The 19897-nt window shown below is 51.4% G+C and carries 20 protein-coding genes; all 20 read right to left on the reverse strand.

The annotated features are described in order from the left end of the window. Window positions 1–16: 16 nt before the first annotated feature. The 20 genes from murB to efp all read right to left on the reverse strand — a co-directional run bounded on the left by murB (window position 17) and on the right by efp (window position 19895). Entirely contained in the window at window positions 17–880 is an 864-nt protein-coding gene (gene murB, locus K300_RS0113480; protein WP_022852206.1) for a UDP-N-acetylmuramate dehydrogenase, read from the reverse strand. A 9-nt stretch (window positions 881–889) separates the two neighbouring features. After that, window positions 890–1675, reverse strand: a complete 786-nt coding sequence (locus tag K300_RS0113485) for an S-methyl-5'-thioinosine phosphorylase (protein ID WP_022852207.1) — start codon at window positions 1673–1675, stop codon at window positions 890–892. An 11-nt stretch (window positions 1676–1686) separates the two neighbouring features. Continuing rightward, on the reverse strand, window positions 1687–2346 hold the full coding sequence (locus tag K300_RS0113490) for an ATP-binding cassette domain-containing protein (protein WP_026836472.1): 660 nt from the start codon (window positions 2344–2346) through the stop codon (window positions 1687–1689). Continuing rightward, the gene (locus K300_RS0113495; RefSeq protein ID WP_022852209.1) at window positions 2339–3571 is read right to left on the reverse strand and encodes a lipoprotein-releasing ABC transporter permease subunit; all 1233 of its coding nucleotides are present in this window, start codon (window positions 3569–3571) and stop codon (window positions 2339–2341) included. Before K300_RS0113495 ends, K300_RS0113490 begins: the two co-directional genes overlap by 8 nt. 1 nt (window position 3572) lies before the next feature. Then, window positions 3573–5123 (reverse strand): glutamine-hydrolyzing GMP synthase, encoded by a 1551-nt coding sequence (gene guaA / locus K300_RS0113500; RefSeq protein ID WP_022852210.1) that lies wholly within the window; start codon window positions 5121–5123, stop codon window positions 3573–3575. A 14-nt stretch (window positions 5124–5137) separates the two neighbouring features. Further along, complete coding sequence (gene guaB / locus K300_RS0113505; RefSeq protein ID WP_022852211.1) at window positions 5138–6610, reverse strand: IMP dehydrogenase; 1473 nt, start codon at window positions 6608–6610, stop codon at window positions 5138–5140. Between the two features lie 63 nt (window positions 6611–6673). Next, window positions 6674–7486, reverse strand: a complete 813-nt coding sequence (locus K300_RS0113510) for an NAD+ synthase (protein WP_022852212.1) — start codon at window positions 7484–7486, stop codon at window positions 6674–6676. Next, the gene (locus tag K300_RS0113515) at window positions 7476–8315 is read right to left on the reverse strand and encodes a nitrilase-related carbon-nitrogen hydrolase (protein WP_022852213.1); all 840 of its coding nucleotides are present in this window, start codon (window positions 8313–8315) and stop codon (window positions 7476–7478) included. Before K300_RS0113515 ends, K300_RS0113510 begins: the two co-directional genes overlap by 11 nt. A gap of 4 nt (window positions 8316–8319) precedes the next feature. Further along, a complete protein-coding gene (gene moaC, locus K300_RS0113520; protein WP_022852214.1) occupies window positions 8320–8799 on the reverse strand; it encodes a cyclic pyranopterin monophosphate synthase MoaC in 480 nt (159 codons plus the stop codon). 19 nt (window positions 8800–8818) lie between these two features. Then, on the reverse strand, window positions 8819–9607 hold the full coding sequence (locus K300_RS0113525; RefSeq protein ID WP_022852215.1) for an SH3 domain-containing protein: 789 nt from the start codon (window positions 9605–9607) through the stop codon (window positions 8819–8821). Then, on the reverse strand, window positions 9600–10694 hold the full coding sequence (gene ychF / locus K300_RS0113530; RefSeq protein WP_022852216.1) for a redox-regulated ATPase YchF: 1095 nt from the start codon (window positions 10692–10694) through the stop codon (window positions 9600–9602). The genes K300_RS0113525 and ychF overlap by 8 nt, the downstream gene beginning before the upstream one ends. Window positions 10695–10847: 153 nt before the next feature. Then, the gene (locus K300_RS0113535) at window positions 10848–12869 is read right to left on the reverse strand and encodes a sodium-translocating pyrophosphatase (RefSeq protein ID WP_022852217.1); all 2022 of its coding nucleotides are present in this window, start codon (window positions 12867–12869) and stop codon (window positions 10848–10850) included. A 60-nt stretch (window positions 12870–12929) separates the two neighbouring features. After that, entirely contained in the window at window positions 12930–13523 is a 594-nt protein-coding gene (gene pth / locus K300_RS0113540) for an aminoacyl-tRNA hydrolase (RefSeq protein ID WP_022852218.1), read from the reverse strand. Between the two features lies 1 nt (window position 13524). Beyond that, window positions 13525–14475 (reverse strand): ribose-phosphate diphosphokinase, encoded by a 951-nt coding sequence (locus K300_RS0113545; protein ID WP_022852219.1) that lies wholly within the window; start codon window positions 14473–14475, stop codon window positions 13525–13527. After that, complete coding sequence (gene ispE / locus K300_RS0113550; protein ID WP_022852220.1) at window positions 14475–15320, reverse strand: 4-(cytidine 5'-diphospho)-2-C-methyl-D-erythritol kinase; 846 nt, start codon at window positions 15318–15320, stop codon at window positions 14475–14477. Before ispE ends, K300_RS0113545 begins: the two co-directional genes overlap by 1 nt. Continuing rightward, a complete protein-coding gene (locus tag K300_RS0113555; RefSeq protein WP_155827629.1) occupies window positions 15317–15931 on the reverse strand; it encodes a hypothetical protein in 615 nt (204 codons plus the stop codon). Before K300_RS0113555 ends, ispE begins: the two co-directional genes overlap by 4 nt. Next, window positions 15909–17501 (reverse strand): tetratricopeptide repeat protein, encoded by a 1593-nt coding sequence (locus K300_RS0113560; RefSeq protein WP_022852222.1) that lies wholly within the window; start codon window positions 17499–17501, stop codon window positions 15909–15911. The genes K300_RS0113555 and K300_RS0113560 overlap by 23 nt, the downstream gene beginning before the upstream one ends. Next, window positions 17498–18835 carry an acetyl-CoA carboxylase biotin carboxylase subunit gene (gene accC, locus K300_RS0113565; RefSeq protein WP_022852223.1) on the reverse strand — a complete coding sequence of 446 codons (1338 nt, stop codon included), beginning with the start codon at window positions 18833–18835 and terminating at the stop codon, window positions 17498–17500. The genes K300_RS0113560 and accC overlap by 4 nt, the downstream gene beginning before the upstream one ends. Before the next feature lie 9 nt (window positions 18836–18844). Beyond that, complete coding sequence (gene accB, locus K300_RS0113570; RefSeq protein ID WP_022852224.1) at window positions 18845–19312, reverse strand: acetyl-CoA carboxylase biotin carboxyl carrier protein; 468 nt, start codon at window positions 19310–19312, stop codon at window positions 18845–18847. A 10-nt stretch (window positions 19313–19322) separates the two neighbouring features. Beyond that, window positions 19323–19895, reverse strand: coding sequence for an elongation factor P (gene efp, locus K300_RS0113575; protein ID WP_022852225.1), 573 nt, complete (start codon window positions 19893–19895; stop codon window positions 19323–19325). Window positions 19896–19897: the final 2 nt, after the last annotated feature.

A 19897-nucleotide genomic window follows, 5' to 3' on the forward strand; every position in this document is an offset into this window, starting at 1 on the left:
GTTCTTCCCCCGGACATTATTCGAAGCCGAGGTATTTCACCTCCTCTTCGAGTTCATAGCCCGTTTCTTTTTTTACAGTTTCCTTAACAAAAAGTATCAGCGAACGTATATCGTCCGCCGAAGCATCTCCGGTATTCACAATGAAGTTTGCATGCTTAGGGGAAACCATTGCACCGCCGTGGGTTTTTCCCTTCAGCCCGCATTTCTCGATTAAAGCACCGGCGTAGCTGCCTTCCGGCCTTTTGAAGACCGACCCGCATGAGCGAAACTCAAGGGGCTGTTTTTCTGCGCGTCTGTTAAGAATATCTTTTCTCTTGGCCATCAGTGCTGTCCCGTCACCTTCTGCCAAGTTAAATTCAGCACTCGTTACAATGCTACCGGAGATATTCGCTGCTTTGCGGTATGCGAACCCTGCTTCGGATGAGTTGATCGAATAGCTCTCACCCTCCAGATTAACGAGATCGATTCTCGTTACAATGTCTTTGATCTCCGTTCCGAATGCTCCCGCATTCATCCCGATCGCCCCGCCGACACTTCCAGGGATCCCGCTGAGCGACTCTGCACCGCTCATGTAAGATCTTATAGTATATAAGATCATTGAGTCAAGCAAAACTCCCGCTCCAACGAAAATTTTCTCATGTTTTTTGAAAATAAGCCGATTCAAGTTCCGTAGTGTGAGAACAAGGCCGGAAAAACCTTGATCAGAAATAAGGACGTTGCTCCCGTATCCTATTATTGCCAATGGTATAGAATGATCGTTTACGAAGTGTAGACAGCTCTTAAGTTGATCAGTAGTTGACGGTGCACAGAAGTACCTCGACTCACCCCCAACACCATAGGAACAGTACTTTTTTAGACTAACACCCTCTTGAATGTTCATATAATCAATCTATTTGCTGATTTTTGTGCCTGCAAGGGCATCCTGACATGCGCATTCTCTATCTACCGAGTAGTATTCAGGGAGTTTTGTGACGATGGAGCGTATCTTATCCATGCTCCCCTTCATCGTCTCCACAACCTCATCGGTGGTGAGCTTGTTCTCTGTTGTTCCGGCGGCGTAATTGGTTATTACGCTAGTGTTTGCGTAACAGATCTCCATCTCCCTTGCCAGCGGTGCCTCGGGAAAGAGCGTCATACCGACGATATCCGCACCGATGATGTCGAAATACCTGATCTCCGCCGCAGTCTCAAGGCGTGGCCCGTTCGTGCAGATGTACGTTCCGCCATCCTTTACAGGAACGGATGCAGCACCGGCACATGAATTAAGCATAGCTCTGAGCTCTGGGCAGAAGGGCGCTGTGAAGTCTATGTGATGGATAAGCCCCCTGTCATAGAATGTGTGTGCCCTGCCGGAGGTGTGGTCTATGGCGTTGTCGGGGATGACGACATCACCCGGCTTAACCCCCTTTATTCCCCCCACTGCGGTGAAGGCGAGCATCCTTTCTATACCCAGCTTCTTAAATCCGGCTATATTTGCTCTGTAGTTTACTGAGTGCGGGGGCATATCATGCTTACGGCCGTGACGGTTGAGGAAATAGAAATCTACGCCTCCGAAGGTGAAGTGCCTGTAGGTATCCGAGGGTTCACCCCAATCAGTCAAAACCTTCTCTTCGCCTATAAAGTTGAACCCTTCGATCTCATAGAGGCCGCTTCCGCCCATGATTCCTATCTTCATCCTCTTTCCCCCTAGCTTTTATCTATGGCCACGATCCTGTCGCAGCTTTCGGCTATCCTGTTGTCGTGGGTCACCATAAGAACCGATGTACCTTCGCTCTTAACGAAATCGAACATCGCCAAAACCTCTTCGCTGTTCTTCCTGTCGAGGGAGCCAGTGGGCTCGTCTGCAAGGATGAGTCTTGGCGAATTCATCATAGCCCTTGCTATGGCTGTTCTCTGCTGTTCGCCCCCGGAGAGTTCCACAGGAAAGTGGGTCATACGGTCGCTGAGACCAACCTTCGCCAAAAGCTCCTCAGCCCTCGGCATAGCCTCTTCACGTGACATCCCCTGTATCATGGCGGGCATCAGAACGTTCTCAAGGGCAGTGAACTCATCGAGGAGATAGTGGAACTGGAACACAAAGCCCACCTCGCTGTTACGGTATGTATCGAGAGCTTTCCCTTTCTTGGTGAGGATATCCTCTCCGCCGAACATGACAGAGCCGGAATCGCACTTCTCAAGGCCTCCTACGATATGCAGAAGGGTAGACTTACCCGCACCGGAGGGTCCGACGATGGCAACCTGTTCACCCTCCTGAACAGTCATGCAGAAGTCCTGCAGTACATGGAGGGTATACTCCCCTTTTCTGAAGCTTTTGTTGAGGTTTATTATCTCGAGCATTCTATTCACCCCTCAGCGCTTCTATGGGATCAAGGCGTGCCGACTGTCTTGCGGGGAAGAGTCCGGCGAGGTATGTGATAACCAGTGCGCAGACTGTCACAAGGGCGAACACACCCGGATCCAGAACAACGGGTATGCGGTCCATGAAATATACATCCTCAGGAAGGCTTATTATCTTATAGTTCTTGAGCACGTAGCATATGATAAAGCCTATGATGTTCCCGAGCACCGTACCGACAATGCCCACCACAAGCCCCTGACGTATGAATATCCTGTATATCCCCCGCTCGGGGATGCCCATGGCACGCAGAATGGCTATATCCCGCTTTTTATCCTTAACGGAGACGGTTATCATGCTCACAATATTAAACGAGGCAACGATGATGATGAGCGTCAAAATTATGAACATCGCTATCTTCTCAAGCTTCAATGCAGAGAAGAGGTTCTTGTTAAGGCTCAGCCAGTCCCTCGCCCAATAGGGAAATTCGAGATTATCCTGAATCTTGGAGGCAAGCTCCTTCGCATTGCCGAACTCCTCCGCCTTAACACTGAACCCAGTTACGATATCCCCGACGCCGAAGAACTCCTGCGCAATGGGGAGATCGATATAGGCGAGGGACGAGTTGTACTCGTACATCCCCATATCGAAGGTTCCGGCGACTGCAAAATGCTTCATCTTGGGTGTCATGCCAAAGGGCCCCTTCTTCCCGAAGGGGGAGACCATCACCACCTCATCCCCTGGTATAACACCAAGGGAATTGGCTAGTTCCCTTCCGAGGACGATATTCGGACGCCCCTCGTCGTTCTTATAGTTTATGTCGAGGAGTTCCCCCTCCTTCATAAACTTGCTGATGGCCGAGACCCGCATCTCCTTCTCTGCATTAACACCACGCACCACAACACCGCTTACGTTATTACGGCTTGTGAGCAGAACCTGATTAAGCAGAAACGGCGACACCGCCTCGACCCCGTCCGTTACCTTGAGCTTACCCTGTATCAGCTGCCAGTCGTCCACGGGGTTGGCATCAAGACGGTTTACGATTATATGTGCATTTGCGCCCAGTATCTTATTGCGCAGGTTGTCTCCGAAACCGATCATCACGTTTATCACCACGATAAGCGTGGCGACACCCACCATGATCCCGATAACGGATATGGTGGAGATGAAGGAGAATATCCTGTTTTTCTTCCTCGAACGCAGATACCTGAGTGCGATGAGGTTCTCTATCCTCATACTACTCCCATTCAATAGTTGCGGGTGGTTTGGAGCTTATATCGTAAACCACCCTGTTTATCCCTTTAACTTCGTTGATTATCCTGTTGGAAACCCTCGCCAGCACATCCTCGGGAATCCTTGCCCAATCCGCCGTCATGCCGTCGGTACTGTAAACAGCACGTACAGCGGCGGCGTTCTCGTAGGTACGCTCATCCCCCATAACACCCACAGTGTTAACGGGGAGCAGTACCGTAAACGCCTGCCATATGGAGTTGTACAGATCCGCCCTGTGCAGTTCCTCTATGAAAATGGCGTCCGCCTTGCGGAGTATGTCGCACCTTTCCTTGGTAATCTCTCCCAGCACACGCACGCCAAGCCCAGGCCCGGGGAAGGGGTGACGCTGGATAATCTCCTCGGGGAGCCCAAGCTGAAGCCCTACCTCTCGTACCTCATCCTTGAAGAGCTCACGGAGTGGCTCAACAAGTTCAAACTGCATATCATCGGGGAGTCCGCCCACGTTGTGATGGGACTTGATGGTGGCAGAGGGACCCTTGAATGATACGGATTCTATTACATCCGGATAAAGAGTGCCCTGTGCAAGGAAATCGAAATCGCCCAGCTTTCTCGCCTCCGCCTCGAATTCTCGGATGAACTGGTTGCCGATGATCTTACGTTTCTTCTCCGGATCGGTAACACCAGCAAGGAGATCGAGGAAACGATCCTCAGCATCCACATGCACAAGATTCATCTTGAAGTGATTACCGAAGGTCTCAACAACCTGCTCACCCTCACCCAGACGAAGAAGACCGTTGTCCACAAAAACGCAGTGGAGGTTGTCGCCGATGGCCTTCTGGATGAGTGCCGCCGCTACGGAGGAGTCAACACCACCGGAAAGACCACAGAGAACCTTTCGATCCCCTATCCTTTCACGCAGACGCTCAACCTCTGCCTGTATAAAGTTTCCGGGTGTCCAAACCTGCAGACATCCGGCTATCTCCGTAACAAAGTTCTCAAGGATAACCTTACCCTGCTCCGTATGTACCACCTCGGGGTGGAACTGTATCGCATAGACCTGCTTGTCATCGTTACCCATGGCGGCAACGGGTGCATTGTCCGTATAGCCGATAACCTTGAAGTCCCCGGGCATCTTCTCCAGCCTGTCGCCGTGGCTCATCCATACGGTGAGCTTTCCATCACCCTTAAGCCCCTTGAAAAGGAGTGATTCGCTGTCGTAGTTAAGCTCGGAACGTCCGTATTCCCTGTGAGCCGAGGCGGCAACAACTCCGCCGAAGTTCTGCCCCACAAGCTGCATACCGTAGCATATGCCGAGGATGGGAAGCCCCATATCGAAGACACGTGTATCAACGAGGGGTGCATCCTTATCGTATACGCTGGAGGGTCCGCCGGAGAGGATTATACCCTTGGGGGCGAACTCCTCTATCTTCTCGAACTCAACATTGCAGGGGAAGATCTCGCAGTACACCCTCGCCTCACGAACACGTCTGGCGATAAGCTGTGTATACTGTGAACCGAAATCGAGTATTAGTACCTTTTCTGAATGAATATCCAAATCTAAACTCCTGTTCAGGTATTTATCCAATAATTAGGCGCTTCCTTGGTGATGATAACATCATGGACGTGGCTCTCTTTAAGCCCCGCCGCTGTTATCTTAACAAACTGCGCCTTACTGTGAAGCTCCTCAATATCCTTGCATCCCGCATAGCCCATACCGGAGCGTATACCGCCCACGAGCTGGTATACCGTCTGGCTCAGTTCACCCTTATAGTGAACCCTACCTTCGATACCTTCGGGAACAAACTTCTTTTCCGTTTCGTTTTCCTGAAAATAGCGGTCCTTGCTCCCCGCCTTCATCGCTCCGACGGAGCCCATTCCGCGATAAACCTTGTAGCTCCTCCCCTGATACAACTCTATCTCGCCGGGGGATTCCTTGGTCCCTGCAAATAGGGAGCCGACCATGACAACATTGCCCCCGGCCACAAGTGCCTTAACACAATCGCCGGAATACTTTATACCGCCATCCGCAATTATCGGAATGCCAAGCTCCTTTGCCTTCTCGGAACATCTCATAACAGCAGTAACCTGGGGAACACCTACACCCGCAACCACCCTTGTGGTGCAGATGGAACCGGGTCCGATACCAACCTTAACGCAGTCCGCACCAGCCTGAACAAGCTCCTCAACGGCCTCTGGTGTGGCAACGTTTCCTGCGACAACCTGCATGTCTGGATACTTGTTCTTAATCCAGCGTACCATCTCGGGAACCAGGGCGGAATGACCATGGGCTGTGTCCACAACGATAACATCCACCTTCGCCTCAACGAGGGCATCCACCCTGTCACGGCTGTCCCCGGTCACTCCGACAGCAGCCCCAACAAGGAGGCGACCCATATCGTCTTTGGCCGCATTGGGGTATTTCAGCTTCTTGTTGATGTCTTTTATGGTTATGAGCCCCTTGAGGCGGAAATCGTCATCCACTACCAGAAGCTTTTCGATCCTGTGCTCCTGCAGTTTTTCCTTGGCGGAATCGAGGCATGCCTCTTTCTCGCTCACAGTCACAAGGTTCTTCCCCGTCATATACTCCTTAACGGGTACTGAGGTATCCTTGATGAACCGGAGGTCTCTGTTTGTGAGAATGCCCACCAGCTTATTGTGCCCTTCGGTAACGGGAACACCGCTGATCTTGTACTTCGCCATAAGCCCCAGCGCCTCTTCCACTGTTCTGTCGGGTGCTATGGTTATGGGATCCACGATCATCCCGCTTTCAGAACGCTTAACCTTATCCACCTCGTCCGCCTGCTGTTCGATAGTCAGATTCTTGTGAATAAAGCCTAACCCCCCTTCCTGTGCCATGGCAATGGCGAGGCGTGCCTCGGTGACGGTATCCATCGCCGAGCTGACAAGGGGTATGTTAAGGGCTATCCTGCTGGTAAGCTGTGCTTTGGTGTCAATATCCTTGGGGAGAACATCGCTCTTGGCGGGTAGCACAAGAACGTCGTCAAATGTAAGGGCTTCCATTGCGACTTTGTCGCCGTACATCAGTCACCTCGTGTTGAATTGAATGTGTACTGCGGAGCGCTGGATAAGCGTTCCTGATTTATTCTAGTATCCCCAGTCCCTGCTGTAGCGGAAATCCCTGCCGATGGTTCGTTGGCTCACCTTGGCGATAACGGGGATCTTCCGCTTGAACTGGTTCCTTCTTATCCTTTCGGTAACTTTATCTATAAAGCTCTCTTCAAAGCCTTCCTCGAGGAGGTCACGCTTTCTATTTCTCTTGTCCACCATCTCGTAAAGAAGCTTATCCACATCACGGTAGCTGAAACCGAGCTCCGATTCATCGGTCTGATCCGGCCAGAGATCCGCTGTGGGCTTCTTGGTGATAACCCTCTCGGGAATATTAAGGTATTCGGAAAGCTCCCAGACCTGTGTCTTGTAGAGGTCGCCGATGGGGTTTATGGCGCTGGCGAGATCCCCGTACCACGTACCGTACCCGAGGAGTAGCTCGGTCTTATTGCTTGTTCCGAGGACGATGCCCCTGTGCTTCGCCGAACGGTCGAAGAGGGTCACCATACGCATCCTTGCAAGGACGTTTCCGATACGCATCTTGTCCATATCGGGGTTTGCATCCATATACGGCTCTGCATAGGGGGTAATATCCGCCACCTCGAAGTTGAGCCCGAAGGCATCGGCAACAAGGCGTGCATCGGCGAGGGACTCACCACTGCTCAGCTTATAGGGGAGCGCAACGGCAAAGACGTTCTCCGGACCCAGAGCCTCTGCGGCTATGGCGGCGGAAAGGGCGGAGTCTATACCTCCTGAGAGACCGAGGACGACGGTTTTAAGGCCGATCTTCTCCGTCTCCTCCCTTACAAACTGGGTGAGTATCTGTTTTGTGAGTGGCAGGTTAAGCTTCATCGCTGAACCTCCTTCTTAGAAAATTCATAAGTATGGCAGGCTTTTCATCCCGGAAGAAGGGGTTTGCTATCCTTGCCCTTCTTATATCCCTCTGATCGAGTTCCACGCATGAGCCCGTTTCTTCAAACATAGGCAGAGCGGCCCGTTTTTCGCCAAGGGCTGAATATACCTCGGAGCCCCCCCAGAATGCCACGCCGTCCTCTACGCCCACACGGTTCACGAAGATAAGATTCACCGTGAGCACCGTGGAGGTGTACCGGTTCGACATCTGCCATAGATCAGCCGCATGGAGTGCATCGCCGGAAACGCCCCTTGCGGGGCTGTTGGAGAGTATGAAAAGGTTCTGTACGCCGGACTGGCTCATTATGTAGGACGAGCTTATGTGAAGGGAATCCTCGCAGAGGAGCATTCCGCACTTACCGAACTTCGTATCGAAGCTTAGAAAGCGGTCACCCGCCGCGAAGTATCTCGCCTCTTCGAACATCGTATAATCGGGGAGGTACACCTTACGGTGTATGTGCTTAATCTCGCCATCCTCAAGATAGGCTGCGGCGTTATAGAAAAGGCTCTCCTCACTCTCATAGACAAAGCCGAAAACTATGGATATTGTCTCAGAAAGCTTGATAAGCCTCTGTATCTCGGGGTCATCCTCCCTGAGCGCAACATCGGAGACGAGGTCCTGCAGGTAGTAGCCCGTAAGGGATAGCTCTGGGAAGACGATCATATCGCATCCGGCAGTAAGAGCCTTTTCAATCTCCGCCTCATGCTTTATAAGATTCTTCTCCACATCCCCGAGAAAGGGGCGGATCTGGGCGAGGTAAACACGCATCTTTTCAATCCTCCTCCCGGATAAAGGTTCCGCTCTTGCCTCCGGACTTCTTGAGGAGCCGGACATCGCCGATGACCATCTCCTTATCAACAGCCTTACACATGTCATAGATGGTGAGAGCGGCTACGGAAACACCTGTAAGCGCTTCCATCTCCACACCCGTCTGGCCGGCAAGCTTTGCGGTGCATTCTATATTGATTCTGGAATTCTCTTCATCCGTAGAGAAGTGCACATCCACTCCAGAGATGCTAAGGGGGTGGCACATCGGGATAAGGTCCGGCGTTTTCTTAACCGCCATAATCCCCGCAACACGAGAGACCTCAAAGACATCACCCTTCTCCATCCTGCTCTCAAGAACAAGCTTCAGGGTTTCGGGCTTCATGGAGACCCAGCCTGCCGCTGTGGCCTCTCTTTTGGTAACGTTTTTGGCCGTTACATCAACCATTCTGCTTCTTCCCTCTTCGTCAAAGTGGGTAAAGGACATCGTATCCCCCGTATATTTTCTAATGCGGATAGCTTACGAAAAGCTGTTCCAAAGGGTTTGAACTCTTCACATACTCCCAGAGTGTCTCTTCATTCTGCCGCAGGCGGTTGAGGTCCGCTTCCTTGCGGTCTATGGTGAAGACAGCATAATCATCATACCCTTCGATATCCCCCTCGTTAAAAACAGGAACACGGAAGACGAGGGAATAGTTATCCGCCTCGTAAAGAACCATCTTCAGGAGTATAAGCTCCACAAACTTCTTCATTATATCGGAAAGCGGGTTTTCCTTCATTGAAGGAACCGCCTTTCCGGCGGCGTCCACCGCTGTATAAAGAACGGAGACCCTTGCAGTTCCGTTATTCTTTTTGCCGTCAATTATCTTAAGGAAGGGTACTATATTCCTCCGCTTGGCGTAGACAGAATCCTTCACCATGAGGTTAAACTGGGAAGCGAGGTTGTTTATATCCACCATAAACTTCTTCTCAATATCACTCTTGGTGATGTGCTCATCCTTAAGCTCATATCGGAATTCAACATACTTCTTACTGACAAAGGCGTCTTTCCGGTTATACAGGCGTACCTTATACCACTCCCCTCTACGGGAGAGGACAACGATCTTGCTCCCCCTGCGGAGTCTGGCGAGGACACGGCTCTCCGTATCCGGCTTCTCACGGGCGAGGACGCCGTTGGTGGTAATATGCCCCAGAACCTCTATGATCCCCTCGGTCTCGCCTATCTGAACAGGCTCGTCCACTGCCGCAAAAGCCGGCAGAGTCAGGAGCATCACAAAAAGGAGTATCCTAGACATTGAAGCGGAAGTAGATGATATCCCCATCCTGCACCACGTATTCCTTTCCTTCGAGTCTCATCTTACCCTTCTCCTTGGCAATCTGCATGGAGCCAAGCTCCTCGAAGTCGGAGTATGAGGTAACCTCGGCACGAATAAAACCGCGCTCTATATCGGAATGGATCTTACCAGCGGCCTTCTGTGCGGAAAGCCCCTTTGTAATGGTCCACGCCTTAACCTCCTTCTCCCCTGCTGTGAAGAAGGTGAGAAGGTTCAACAGTGTGTAGCCTGTTTCTATCATAGCCTCAAGGCCGGAACGTTCAAGCCCCATGCTGTCAAGGAACTCTCTGGCCTCTTCGGGGTCAAGCTCTGCTATCTCCGATTCTATGGAGCCGGAGATCTTCACAACCTCGGCGTTCTCCCCCGAAGCAAGCTCACGAACCTTTTTTACCGCCTCGTTGTCCTCGTGGAGTGTTTCCTCATCCACGTTCGCAACGTACATAACGGGCTTTGCCGTTATGAAGGGGTATTCCTTGAGCTCCGCCACGAGGGCCTCATAGCCTTCGATACTCCTGATAAGCTTACCTTCGGAAACCTCGGCCAAGAGTTTTTCCATTATATCGAGCTTCTTTTTAAGCTCCTTATCACCGCTTTTCGCCGCCCTCGATGTTCTCTGGATAGCCCTCTCAAGCATCTCCATATCGCTCATGAGCAGTTCGGTGTTGATAATCTCTATATCACGCAGGGGATCAACACTCCCCTCCACATGCACCACGTTGGGGTCATCGAAACAGCGTACCACATGGGCAACAGCGTCCACCTCACGGATATGGGAGAGGAACTGATTTCCAAGCCCTTCCCCTCCGCTGGCTCCTTTAACAAGGCCTGCGATGTCGATGAACTCCATGGCTGTGGGTACAACGGATTGAGGCTTAACCTTCTCCACGATAAAGTCCATACGCTCATCGGGAACAGGAACCATGCCTCTGTTTGGATCGATGGTGCAGAAGGGATAGTTTGCACTCTCCGCTCCCGCCTTTGTCAATGCATTGAAAATGGTGGACTTGCCGACGTTGGGAAGCCCTACTATTCCGCAGTTAAAACCCATTTATCTGATAACCTCAGTTGTTATTTTAGAAAGATACATAATGCCTTAAGTTCTTCAAAAGTTCAATGCCGGAACGGTGCCCGGCACAGGTATAAAAAAAGCGGGCCCCGCTGGGAGACCCGCCCTTGATTCTATACTTTGCGTATGCCTCTATCAGCCCGCAAGAAGGGGGGCGATAATAAGGGATACGATGCTCATAAGCTTAACAAGGATGTTCATAGCGGGACCGCTTGTATCCTTGAAGGGGTCACCCACAGTGTCGCCGACTACTGTGGCCTTGTGCTGCTCGCTTCCTTTGCCTGCACTGCCCCAGTCACCCTTTTCAACAGCCTTCTTGGCGTTATCCCATGCACCGCCGGCGTTAGCCATGAGGAGTGCGAGGAGTACACCGGAAAGGGTAGCACCGGCAAGAGTACCGCCGAGGGCGTGCTTGCCGAGGACGAATCCTACGATAACGGGTGAAAGTATTGCCACAAGACCGGGGAGCACCATCTCCTTGAGAGCTGCGCCTGTGGAGATGTCTACGCAGGTCTTGGGATCGGGCTTAGCACCCTCTTTACCTTCGAGAAGGCCGGGGATCTCCCTGAACTGCCTTCTGATCTCGTCAACCATTTTACCAGCCGCCTTACCAACGGAGGTCATGGTCATAGCCGCAACGAGGAAGGGGAGGAATCCGCCGATGAAGAGTCCTATAACAACCTGGGGATCGGTGATGTTGATAACATCTATCTCCGCACTGCTGCTGTATGCCGCAAAGAGTGCGAGGGCTGTAAGAGCCGCAGAACCGATAGCGAAACCTTTACCAACAGCCGCTGTGGTGTTTCCGATGGCATCGAGGTTGTCGGTTATCTTTCTAACATCAGGGCCGAGCTCTGCCATTTCGGAGATACCGCCTGCGTTGTCTGCGATGGGGCCGTATGCGTCAACGGTCATGGTAACACCAACGGTCGCAAGCATGCCAACAGCCGCAATACCGATACCGTAAAGTCCGGCAGCCGCGTTCGCCACGAAGATAGCGCCGCAGATTAGTGCAAGGGGGATAACAACACTCTCAAGACCAACGGCGAAGCCATAAATAATGTTGGTTGCCGCTCCGGTCTCGGAGGCTTTTACGATCTTCTTAACAGGACCAGCAGCGGTGTAGTACTCGGTAACGAGACCGATGGCTATACCTGCAAGCGTTCCAGAAAGAAGTGCCCAGAAAACGCCGGAGCTGATGGAGAAGCTAGTTATTACAAAGAAGGCCGCTATAAGGAAGAGACCTGCACCGATGAAGGTGGAGTAACGAAGCGCCGCTGCGGGCTCGGTGTTCTTGAGCATCTTCATGGAGAAAACACCGACGAGGGATGCAACAAGACCAACTACGGCGAGGAAAACGGGGAGGAACATAAGGTTTGCCGTGAGGTCAAGACCGCCGAGCTTCTGAAGAAGTGCAGGGCTTGCTGTGGCCGCAATGGCAACAGTTGCGATGATGGAGCCTGCATAGGATTCGAAGATATCCGCACCCATACCGGCGATGTCACCAACGTTGTCACCAACGTTATCTGCGATAACACCGGGGTTTCTGGGGTCGTCCTCGGGGATTCCGGCCTCAACCTTACCCACGAGGTCTGCACCTACATCCGCCGCCTTGGTATAGATACCGCCGCCCACACGGGCGAAGAGGGCGATGGAGGATGCTCCCATTGCGAATCCGTTGATATACTGAGCGTTTTCAGGATCACCAAAGATCATGAAAAGGATGCCCACACCGAGAAGCCCAAGGCTTGCCACTGCAAGACCCATAACAGCACCGCCGTTGTATGAAACGGAGAGAGCCTTGGCAACACCGCCCGTTCTGGCGGCCTCACTGGTACGAACATTCGCTCTGGTGGCGGACTTCATTCCGAAGAATCCGGCCATAACGGAGCAGATAGCTCCAAACAGGAATGCACCTGCGGTTTTTATACCGAGGTCACCGGCAAATACCATAAGTACGAAAACAATTGCCACAAATACTGCGAGAACCCTGTACTCCCTACCGAGAAACGCCATGGCGCCGTCGTGGATCATGTCGCTGATTTCTCTCATCTTATCGTTGCCCACGGGCTGCTTCTTAACAGAACCGTAGATAACGAATGCGACAACGAGTCCTACTACGCCGAGCAGGGGAGCAAGGAACGTCAAGTTTGACATCACAAAGCCTCCTTAGTTGTTACTGTATATTCTCTTAAAAAAAACGCCCCGATATAAGGATCAGGACGTTTTATTTTCAGAATCGTCTATTTCTTCCTCAACAACGCTTTTGTTGTTGAAGCTGTTCATTGCGGCCTGTATGCCGCTTTTCAAGAACTCTTCGCAGGCATCTGCACCCAGCTTTACAAAATCATCCAACGGCTCTTCGCTGGTGAACTTGCCCAGAACATGCCCCACAGTCCCCCTTCGCTCCGTTTTGCCTATCCCCATCTTAAGCCTGGGAAAGTCCTTGGAGCCGATGGACTGTATAATCGATTCGATGCCGTTGTGCCCACCGGAGGTTCCACCCCGCTTCAGCTTTATCTTACCGAAAGGTATGTCCAGATCATCCTGAACAACCAGTACATCTGCGGGCTCCATCTTATAAAAGCGGAAGAGCTGTCCGACACTCTGACCGCTGAGATTCATATATGTGAGGGGTTTAAGGAGCCAATGCTTCTCACCCCCGAGGACGAAATCACCGTAAAGGCCCTTGAATCCGTCCCCGTAGGAAACCCCGAATCTGTCTGCAAGTTCATCCGCAACCATGAAACCGAGGTTATGCCTTGTTCCGGCATACTTTGTTCCCGGGTTTCCGAGTCCGACTATAAGCAAATTATCCGCGCCCCATCTCGAAAAGGGAGCTGATGCTCTCCTTGTTCTGTATTCTGCTTATCGCCTTGGCGAATATTCCGGCAACGCTCAGCTTCTCCACCTTGGAATTCGTCTTCTCCTGACCGAGCTCAACGGTATCTGTTACGATAACCTTATCGAGCACGCTGTTTGTAATGCGCTCGAGGGCGGGGCCGGAGAGTACGCCGTGGGTAGCCGTTGCGCATACCGACTTCGCACCGTTTGACAGGCAGGCCTGCGCCGCCTGGGTAAGCGTACCGGCGGTATCGATCATATCATCAACTATAATAACGTGCTTATCCTTAACATCACCCACAACGTGCATCGCCTCTGCTGCGTTGGGTGCGCTTCTTCTCTTGTCCACGATGGCAAGGCTTGTCTCAAGAAGCTTTGCGTAAACCCTAGCACGAACCGCTCCTCCAGCATCGGGGGAAACAACCACGTAGTCATCGCCCATCATCTTGTTCTCTATGAAATATTTCACGATAACGGGGGAGGAGTAGAGGTTGTCCACCGGGATATCGAAGAATCCCTGAATCTGACCCGCATGGAGGTTCATGGTCATAACCCTGTCGAAACCGGAGGTCTCGATAAGGTTTGCCACAAGCTTCGCTGTAATAGGAACACGGGGCTCGGATGTTCTATCCTGCCTTGCATAGCCGAAGTAGGGGATAACAGCTGTGATGGTGCTTGCAGAGGCTCTCTTGAGTGCATCCGCCATTATCATCAGCTCCATCAGGTTCTTATCCTGAGGGTAGTTGGTGGACTGGATAACGAACACGTCACGTCCACGCACACTCTCATTTATCTTAACGCGTATCTCACCGTCACTGAATGTGCTGACTACGGCATCGCCGAGCCGTACCCCAAGCTCCGTTGCGATCCCCTGAGCCAGGGATCTGTTTGCGTTGCCCGTAAAAAGCAGAATATCCATCAAGCCTCTCCTCTGAGATAAGTTTTATATATCATGTATTTCGGAAATATGCTCCTGAAGGTGTCGTGGGCTTTGTCAAGCTTTGCAGAGTTGGAGAAAAGCCCGAACAGAGTGGAACCGCTTCCGCTCATGAGCGCACCGTCCGCTCCGTTATCAAGGAGAAGCCTCTTAAGCCTTCCAACTGCGGGGTATTTCCCGAATACAACGGGCTCCATGGTGTTTTCCAGCATGTTTATAAGCCCCCTGTAGCCCACAACGAGGGGCATTCTAGACAGATCCTCGGGGTGCGTCAACTTCAAATTTTTGTCACGGTATATTTCGGGGGTTGACACATGCATACCCGGATTAACAAGAAGCATATAACAGGAAGGGAGCTTTGGTCCATCACTCAGAATCTCACCACGCCCCTCGGCAAACATCGGGGAATCGTGGAGGAAATAAGCCGTATCCGAACCCACACGGGACATTATCCTGTGCTTGTCATCATAGGAGAGCCCCATTCCGAAAAGCTCATCGGCAAGATTAAGGAACACAGCCGCATTACCGCTCCCGCCCCCAAGACCACCCCCCGCAGGGATGTTTTTAACAATAGATACATTAATTCCACTAGCCAGAGAGTAATCTTTTTTCAGGATATCATAGACCTTCCAGACTATGTTGGAACTGTCCGAAGGGACCCATGTTTTGTCGCTTGTTATGGAGAAGTTATCGTCCTCTTCTACGGTAATAAGATCGAAGAGGCCGGTTTTTGCGAAGAGTGTCTGAATATTATGGTAGCCGTCTGTGCGCTTCTCTGTAACACGAAGGAATATGTTCACCTTCGCATAACTTCTGGCGCTTATCATCTTTTCAGCTCTATATAGATACTGCGTCCATCGTATGAGTACCCGATAGATGATATAAGGTGCTCATCCCACTCATATGTAAATACTGCGTCACGAATGCGTATCCTTTTGATCCTGTAGTCATCATCCATGGTAAAGGTTGTGTCCCCCTTCTCCATAATATAGGCATCGCCGTCAAGATAAGCATCGTAGCTTTCGTCGGGGAGGATGTAGGGATAGCGCATTCCGGCCACAAAGCCGTCCAGTCCTCTGTTTGATATAAAGCTCTCCACGCCGCTACTCACATCGACACCCTGCTTGGTGGCATTCACCTCGCCTGAATCGTACACAATGTCATACACAACGGCACCGAACATGCCTAGAACCTTCAATGCAAAGCTGTCCTCGCAGGGTTTGCTCAACAGCCCCCTGAAACGGACGGTCTCATCCTCGTCCTCGTATTTCACTATGATCCCCCCTTTGTAGGCGCATCTCTGCTCATTAACAGAACGCACCTGCTCCGCAAGGGTTGCGGAATCCACCGGGATAACTGAGACCCGCTTGGAACATGCTGAAAAGATAAGAAGAACTGCAATAAGCAGGAGGGATTTAGAGCTCGTCGAGAATCTCATCAAGGGTTTTATCTGCATCCACTCTTTCGAGGATGGCCTCCATGTGCTCACGAATCTCTTCCTCATCGGGGGCCCCTTTCAGAGCACGGAGCTGGTATCCGTAGGCCTCTTCATACTTCTCCATACGGTAGAGAACCCACGCCATGCTGTCAAGGTAAGCGGGGTTGTCCGGTTCCATGCTGAGAGCCTTTTCGATAAGAGTATAGGATTCATCGAGGTTTATGTTGAGATCGGCATACATATAGCCGAGAAAATTCATAAGGGATGGACTATCAGGGTTGAGCTCGAGGGAATTCTTCAGCACCTCGAAGCACTCATCGTAACGCTCCTGTTTCTCAAGCACTGTGGCCAGATCCAGGGCTATTTCAACACTCGCCGGGTTGTTCTCGTAACCCTCTCTAAGTATAAGATATGCCTCGTCAAGGTTCTCCATCTTCCTGTGGAGCGAGCCGGAGATGCGGTAGAAGTCCACATCCCTGTACGTTTCATCTATCTCAACGATAACCTTGAGCCCTTCTTTGTACTTCTCCTGACGCATAAGGACGAAGGCTAGACGCTTGCGTACTTCGGGGTAGTCGCTTCTGATATCGAGAGCCCTTTGGTAAACATCCTCCGCACTCTCGAAATCCTCCATCATCTCCGCTGTTATTCCGGCGGAGTAGTAAGTCTTGATCTTGTCCGGATCCGCCTCAATGAGCTCCATAAAGGTTTCATGCGCCTTTTCATAGTTGTCCATGGAGTAGTGCAGAGTGGCTATCTGATTGAGAACGTAAAGTCTTTCCTTTCCATCCACCTTGGGAAGCACCTTGTTGAAAATCTCAAGCGCCTTCTCCCTGTCCTCGCTCTTGCGGTACATCTCAGCAAGCCGTATCTCCGGCAGGAGGAGGTTTGGTTTCTCCTCGGCCAGGATGGAGAGATACTTAATCGCTTTTTCTACGTTCTCTTCCTTCAGGTAGTAATCTGCAAGGGCGGCAACTGCGGAGATATTCTGATCCTGATCGAAGGATCTTTCGAGATCCTCAACACCTTTTTTATCAAAACCAAGCTTGAAATATGCTGTGGCCCTTTCGTAATAGAGCCTTCCAGAGGGCTCAACCTCTATTATTTCATCAAGAACGGTGATCATTGAGGATGTATCATTAAGGAGCTTATAGGTATCAGCCAGGGCGTATAGATATTCCGTTTTACGCTCTTTCTCAAGGGCGTCTTTAAGGAGCATCTCCGCCATGCCGTAATCCTCAAAGGTGTAGAGCTCAAGCTGGGCAAGGGCGAAGGTTATATCGGGGTTGCGGAATTTCTTCAGCGCTTCCTTGAGCACAGCCCTTGCGGATTCTGGCCTGTCCATCTCACGGTAGATTTCGGCGAGTTTAAGGTGCAGGTATCCGTCCTCGGCCGAGGCCTTTATCTGCTCCAGAATAACAGCGGCCTCTTCAAGTCTCCCCTCCTGCTTGAGAAGGGATGCCTCGAGAAATTTTGCATCGAGCCCCCCTCGCTGTTCCGATGCCACGGCACTCTCCTGTATTGTATAGGCGAGGAGCATCAGAAGGACTAGCGGGAGGATATATCTCATCCGAAATACCTGTCTATAAATGAAGTACTGATGTTTCCTGTTATGAAGGCGTGGTGCTCAAGGATCCTCTCATGCAGAGGGATAGTTGTCTTGATGCCTTCGATCATAAACTCATCAAGTGCCCTTCTCATCCTGGTTATGGCAACGTTTCTGTTTTCGCCGAAGGCGATAAGCTTCGCCACCATGGAATCGTAATAGGGGAGAACGTTGTAGCCCTGATAGCATGCGGAATCGACACGGATGCCGAACCCTCCCGGTACAACATAGCCTTCGATATGACCGGGGCTTGGCATAAACGTTTCGGGGTCCTCGGCATTAATCCTGCATTCGATGGCGTGGCCGAGGATCTTTATGTCCTCCTGCTCAAGGTCCAGTTCTTCACCTGCTGCAACCTTAAGCTGGAGTGCGAGGAGATCCACACCAGTTATCATCTCTGTGACGGGATGCTCAACCTGTATGCGTGTGTTCATCTCCATGAAGTAGAAGTTTTCATCATCGTCAACGAGGTATTCGATGGTAGCGGCGTTTTCATACTTGAGTTCCTGAACCGCTTTCACGGAGACCTCGCCCATCTTCCTTCTGGTTTCCTCACTGATCGCTGTGCTGGGCGCTTCCTCCAGAAGTTTCTGGTGTCGGCGCTGTATGGAGCATTCCCTTTCGAAGAAGTGAAGCCCCTTCCCTTTTCCGTCACCAAAGACCTGAATCTCCACATGACGGGGGTTTTCGATATATTTTTCCAGATAGACCTCATCGGAGCCGAAGGCGTTCATGCTTTCATTTCTTGCAAGTTCGAAGCTGTTCAGGAAGGCCATCTCGTTGTGGGCAACACGCATACCCTTACCACCACCACCTGCACTCGCCTTGATCATAACGGGGAAGCCGATCTCTTTGGCAAGCTTAAGGGCCTCATCAGCGGTTGTTACGGCGCCGTCACTTCCGGGAACGACAGGAACGCCCATGCGCTTCATTTCATCCTTTGCACGGGATTTATTACCCATAAGATTGATATGCTCTGCAGAGGGTCCTATGAATTTGAAACCGCATTCACTGCATATATTAGCAAAGGATGCATTCTCCGCCATGAAGCCGTAGCCGGGGTGGATTGCATCCACATTGGCTATCTCTGCGGCAGCAATAATGCTTTTTGTGTCCAGATAACTTCTGCTGGAGGGGTATGGGCCTATGCAGACCGATTCATCGGCGAAGGCAACATGAAGCGCCTCCTTATCCACATCTGAATAGACGGCAACGGTTTTAATCCCCTGCTCTTTGCAGGCACGGATAACGCGAAGGGCTATCTCACCCCTGTTGGCAACGAGAACCTTTTCAAACATAACAGCCCCTTACGCCGGCTCAACGATAAAGATCGTCTCACCATACTCCACAGGCTTAGCGTTTTCGCCAACCTTTCTTACGATGCGGCAGTCGAATTCAGCCTCGATCTCGTTCATGATCTTCATCGCTTCGATGATACAGAGGGTCTGCCCCTTCTTAACCGTGTCCCCCTCCTTAACGAAGGGCTCGGATCCGGGAGAGGAAGCCTCGTAGAAGGTTCCGACGATTGGTGATGCAATCTCGGACTGATTACCCGTTGCCGCAGGAGATGCAGCCTCAGCTGGTGCTTCGGGTGCAGGTGCAGCAGCCGGCGCCGCAGGGGCAACGGGTGCTGCGGGAGCGGCAGGGGGAGCTGCATAAACAGTCTCCTGATGCTTGGAGATATATATCCGCTCGCCTTCGTTCTCGAGCTCGAATTCTGTTACGTCTGATTTGTCAATAAACTTGATAAGTTCTTTTATCTCTTTAAGTTCCAAGATATCCTCCTTATTTGGCGGACCTAACCCTTTCCATGTAGCTTCCGTCCCTTGTATCTATCTTTATAACATCCCCTTCGTTAAGGAAGAGCGGAACGTTCACTGTGCCGCCTGTGGAAACGGTTGCGGGTTTTGATCCGCCGCTTACCGTATCACCCTTAAAGCCGGGGTCGGTCTGTGTGATCTCCAGCTCAACAAAGTTGGGGAGTTCAACGCCGATGGGCTTCTGGTTGAACAGCTGAACGTTTACGTTTATGTTCTCCTGCATGAAGTCCGCCATACCGCCGACATCCTCAGCAGGGATGTATATCTGGTCGTATGTTTCGTTATCCATAAAGACATAGGAATCGCCGTCCCTGTAGAGGTACTGCATATCCTTATCCTCGAAATCGGGCTGCTTGATCTTCTCGTCCGATTTAAAGGTACGCTCGATTACTTTTCCTGAGATAAGGCTCTTCATCTTTGTGCTGACGTTAGCACCGCCCCTTCCCATCTTAATATGAAGATATTCGACAACGGAATAAGGTTCACCGTCGATTTCGATTTTAAGGCCCTTCTTGAACTGGTTGGGTGTTACCACCATTG

Source organism: Limisalsivibrio acetivorans (genome assembly GCF_000421105.1).
In the GTDB taxonomy this organism is placed as follows: domain Bacteria; phylum Chrysiogenota; class Deferribacteres; order Deferribacterales; family Geovibrionaceae; genus Limisalsivibrio; species Limisalsivibrio acetivorans.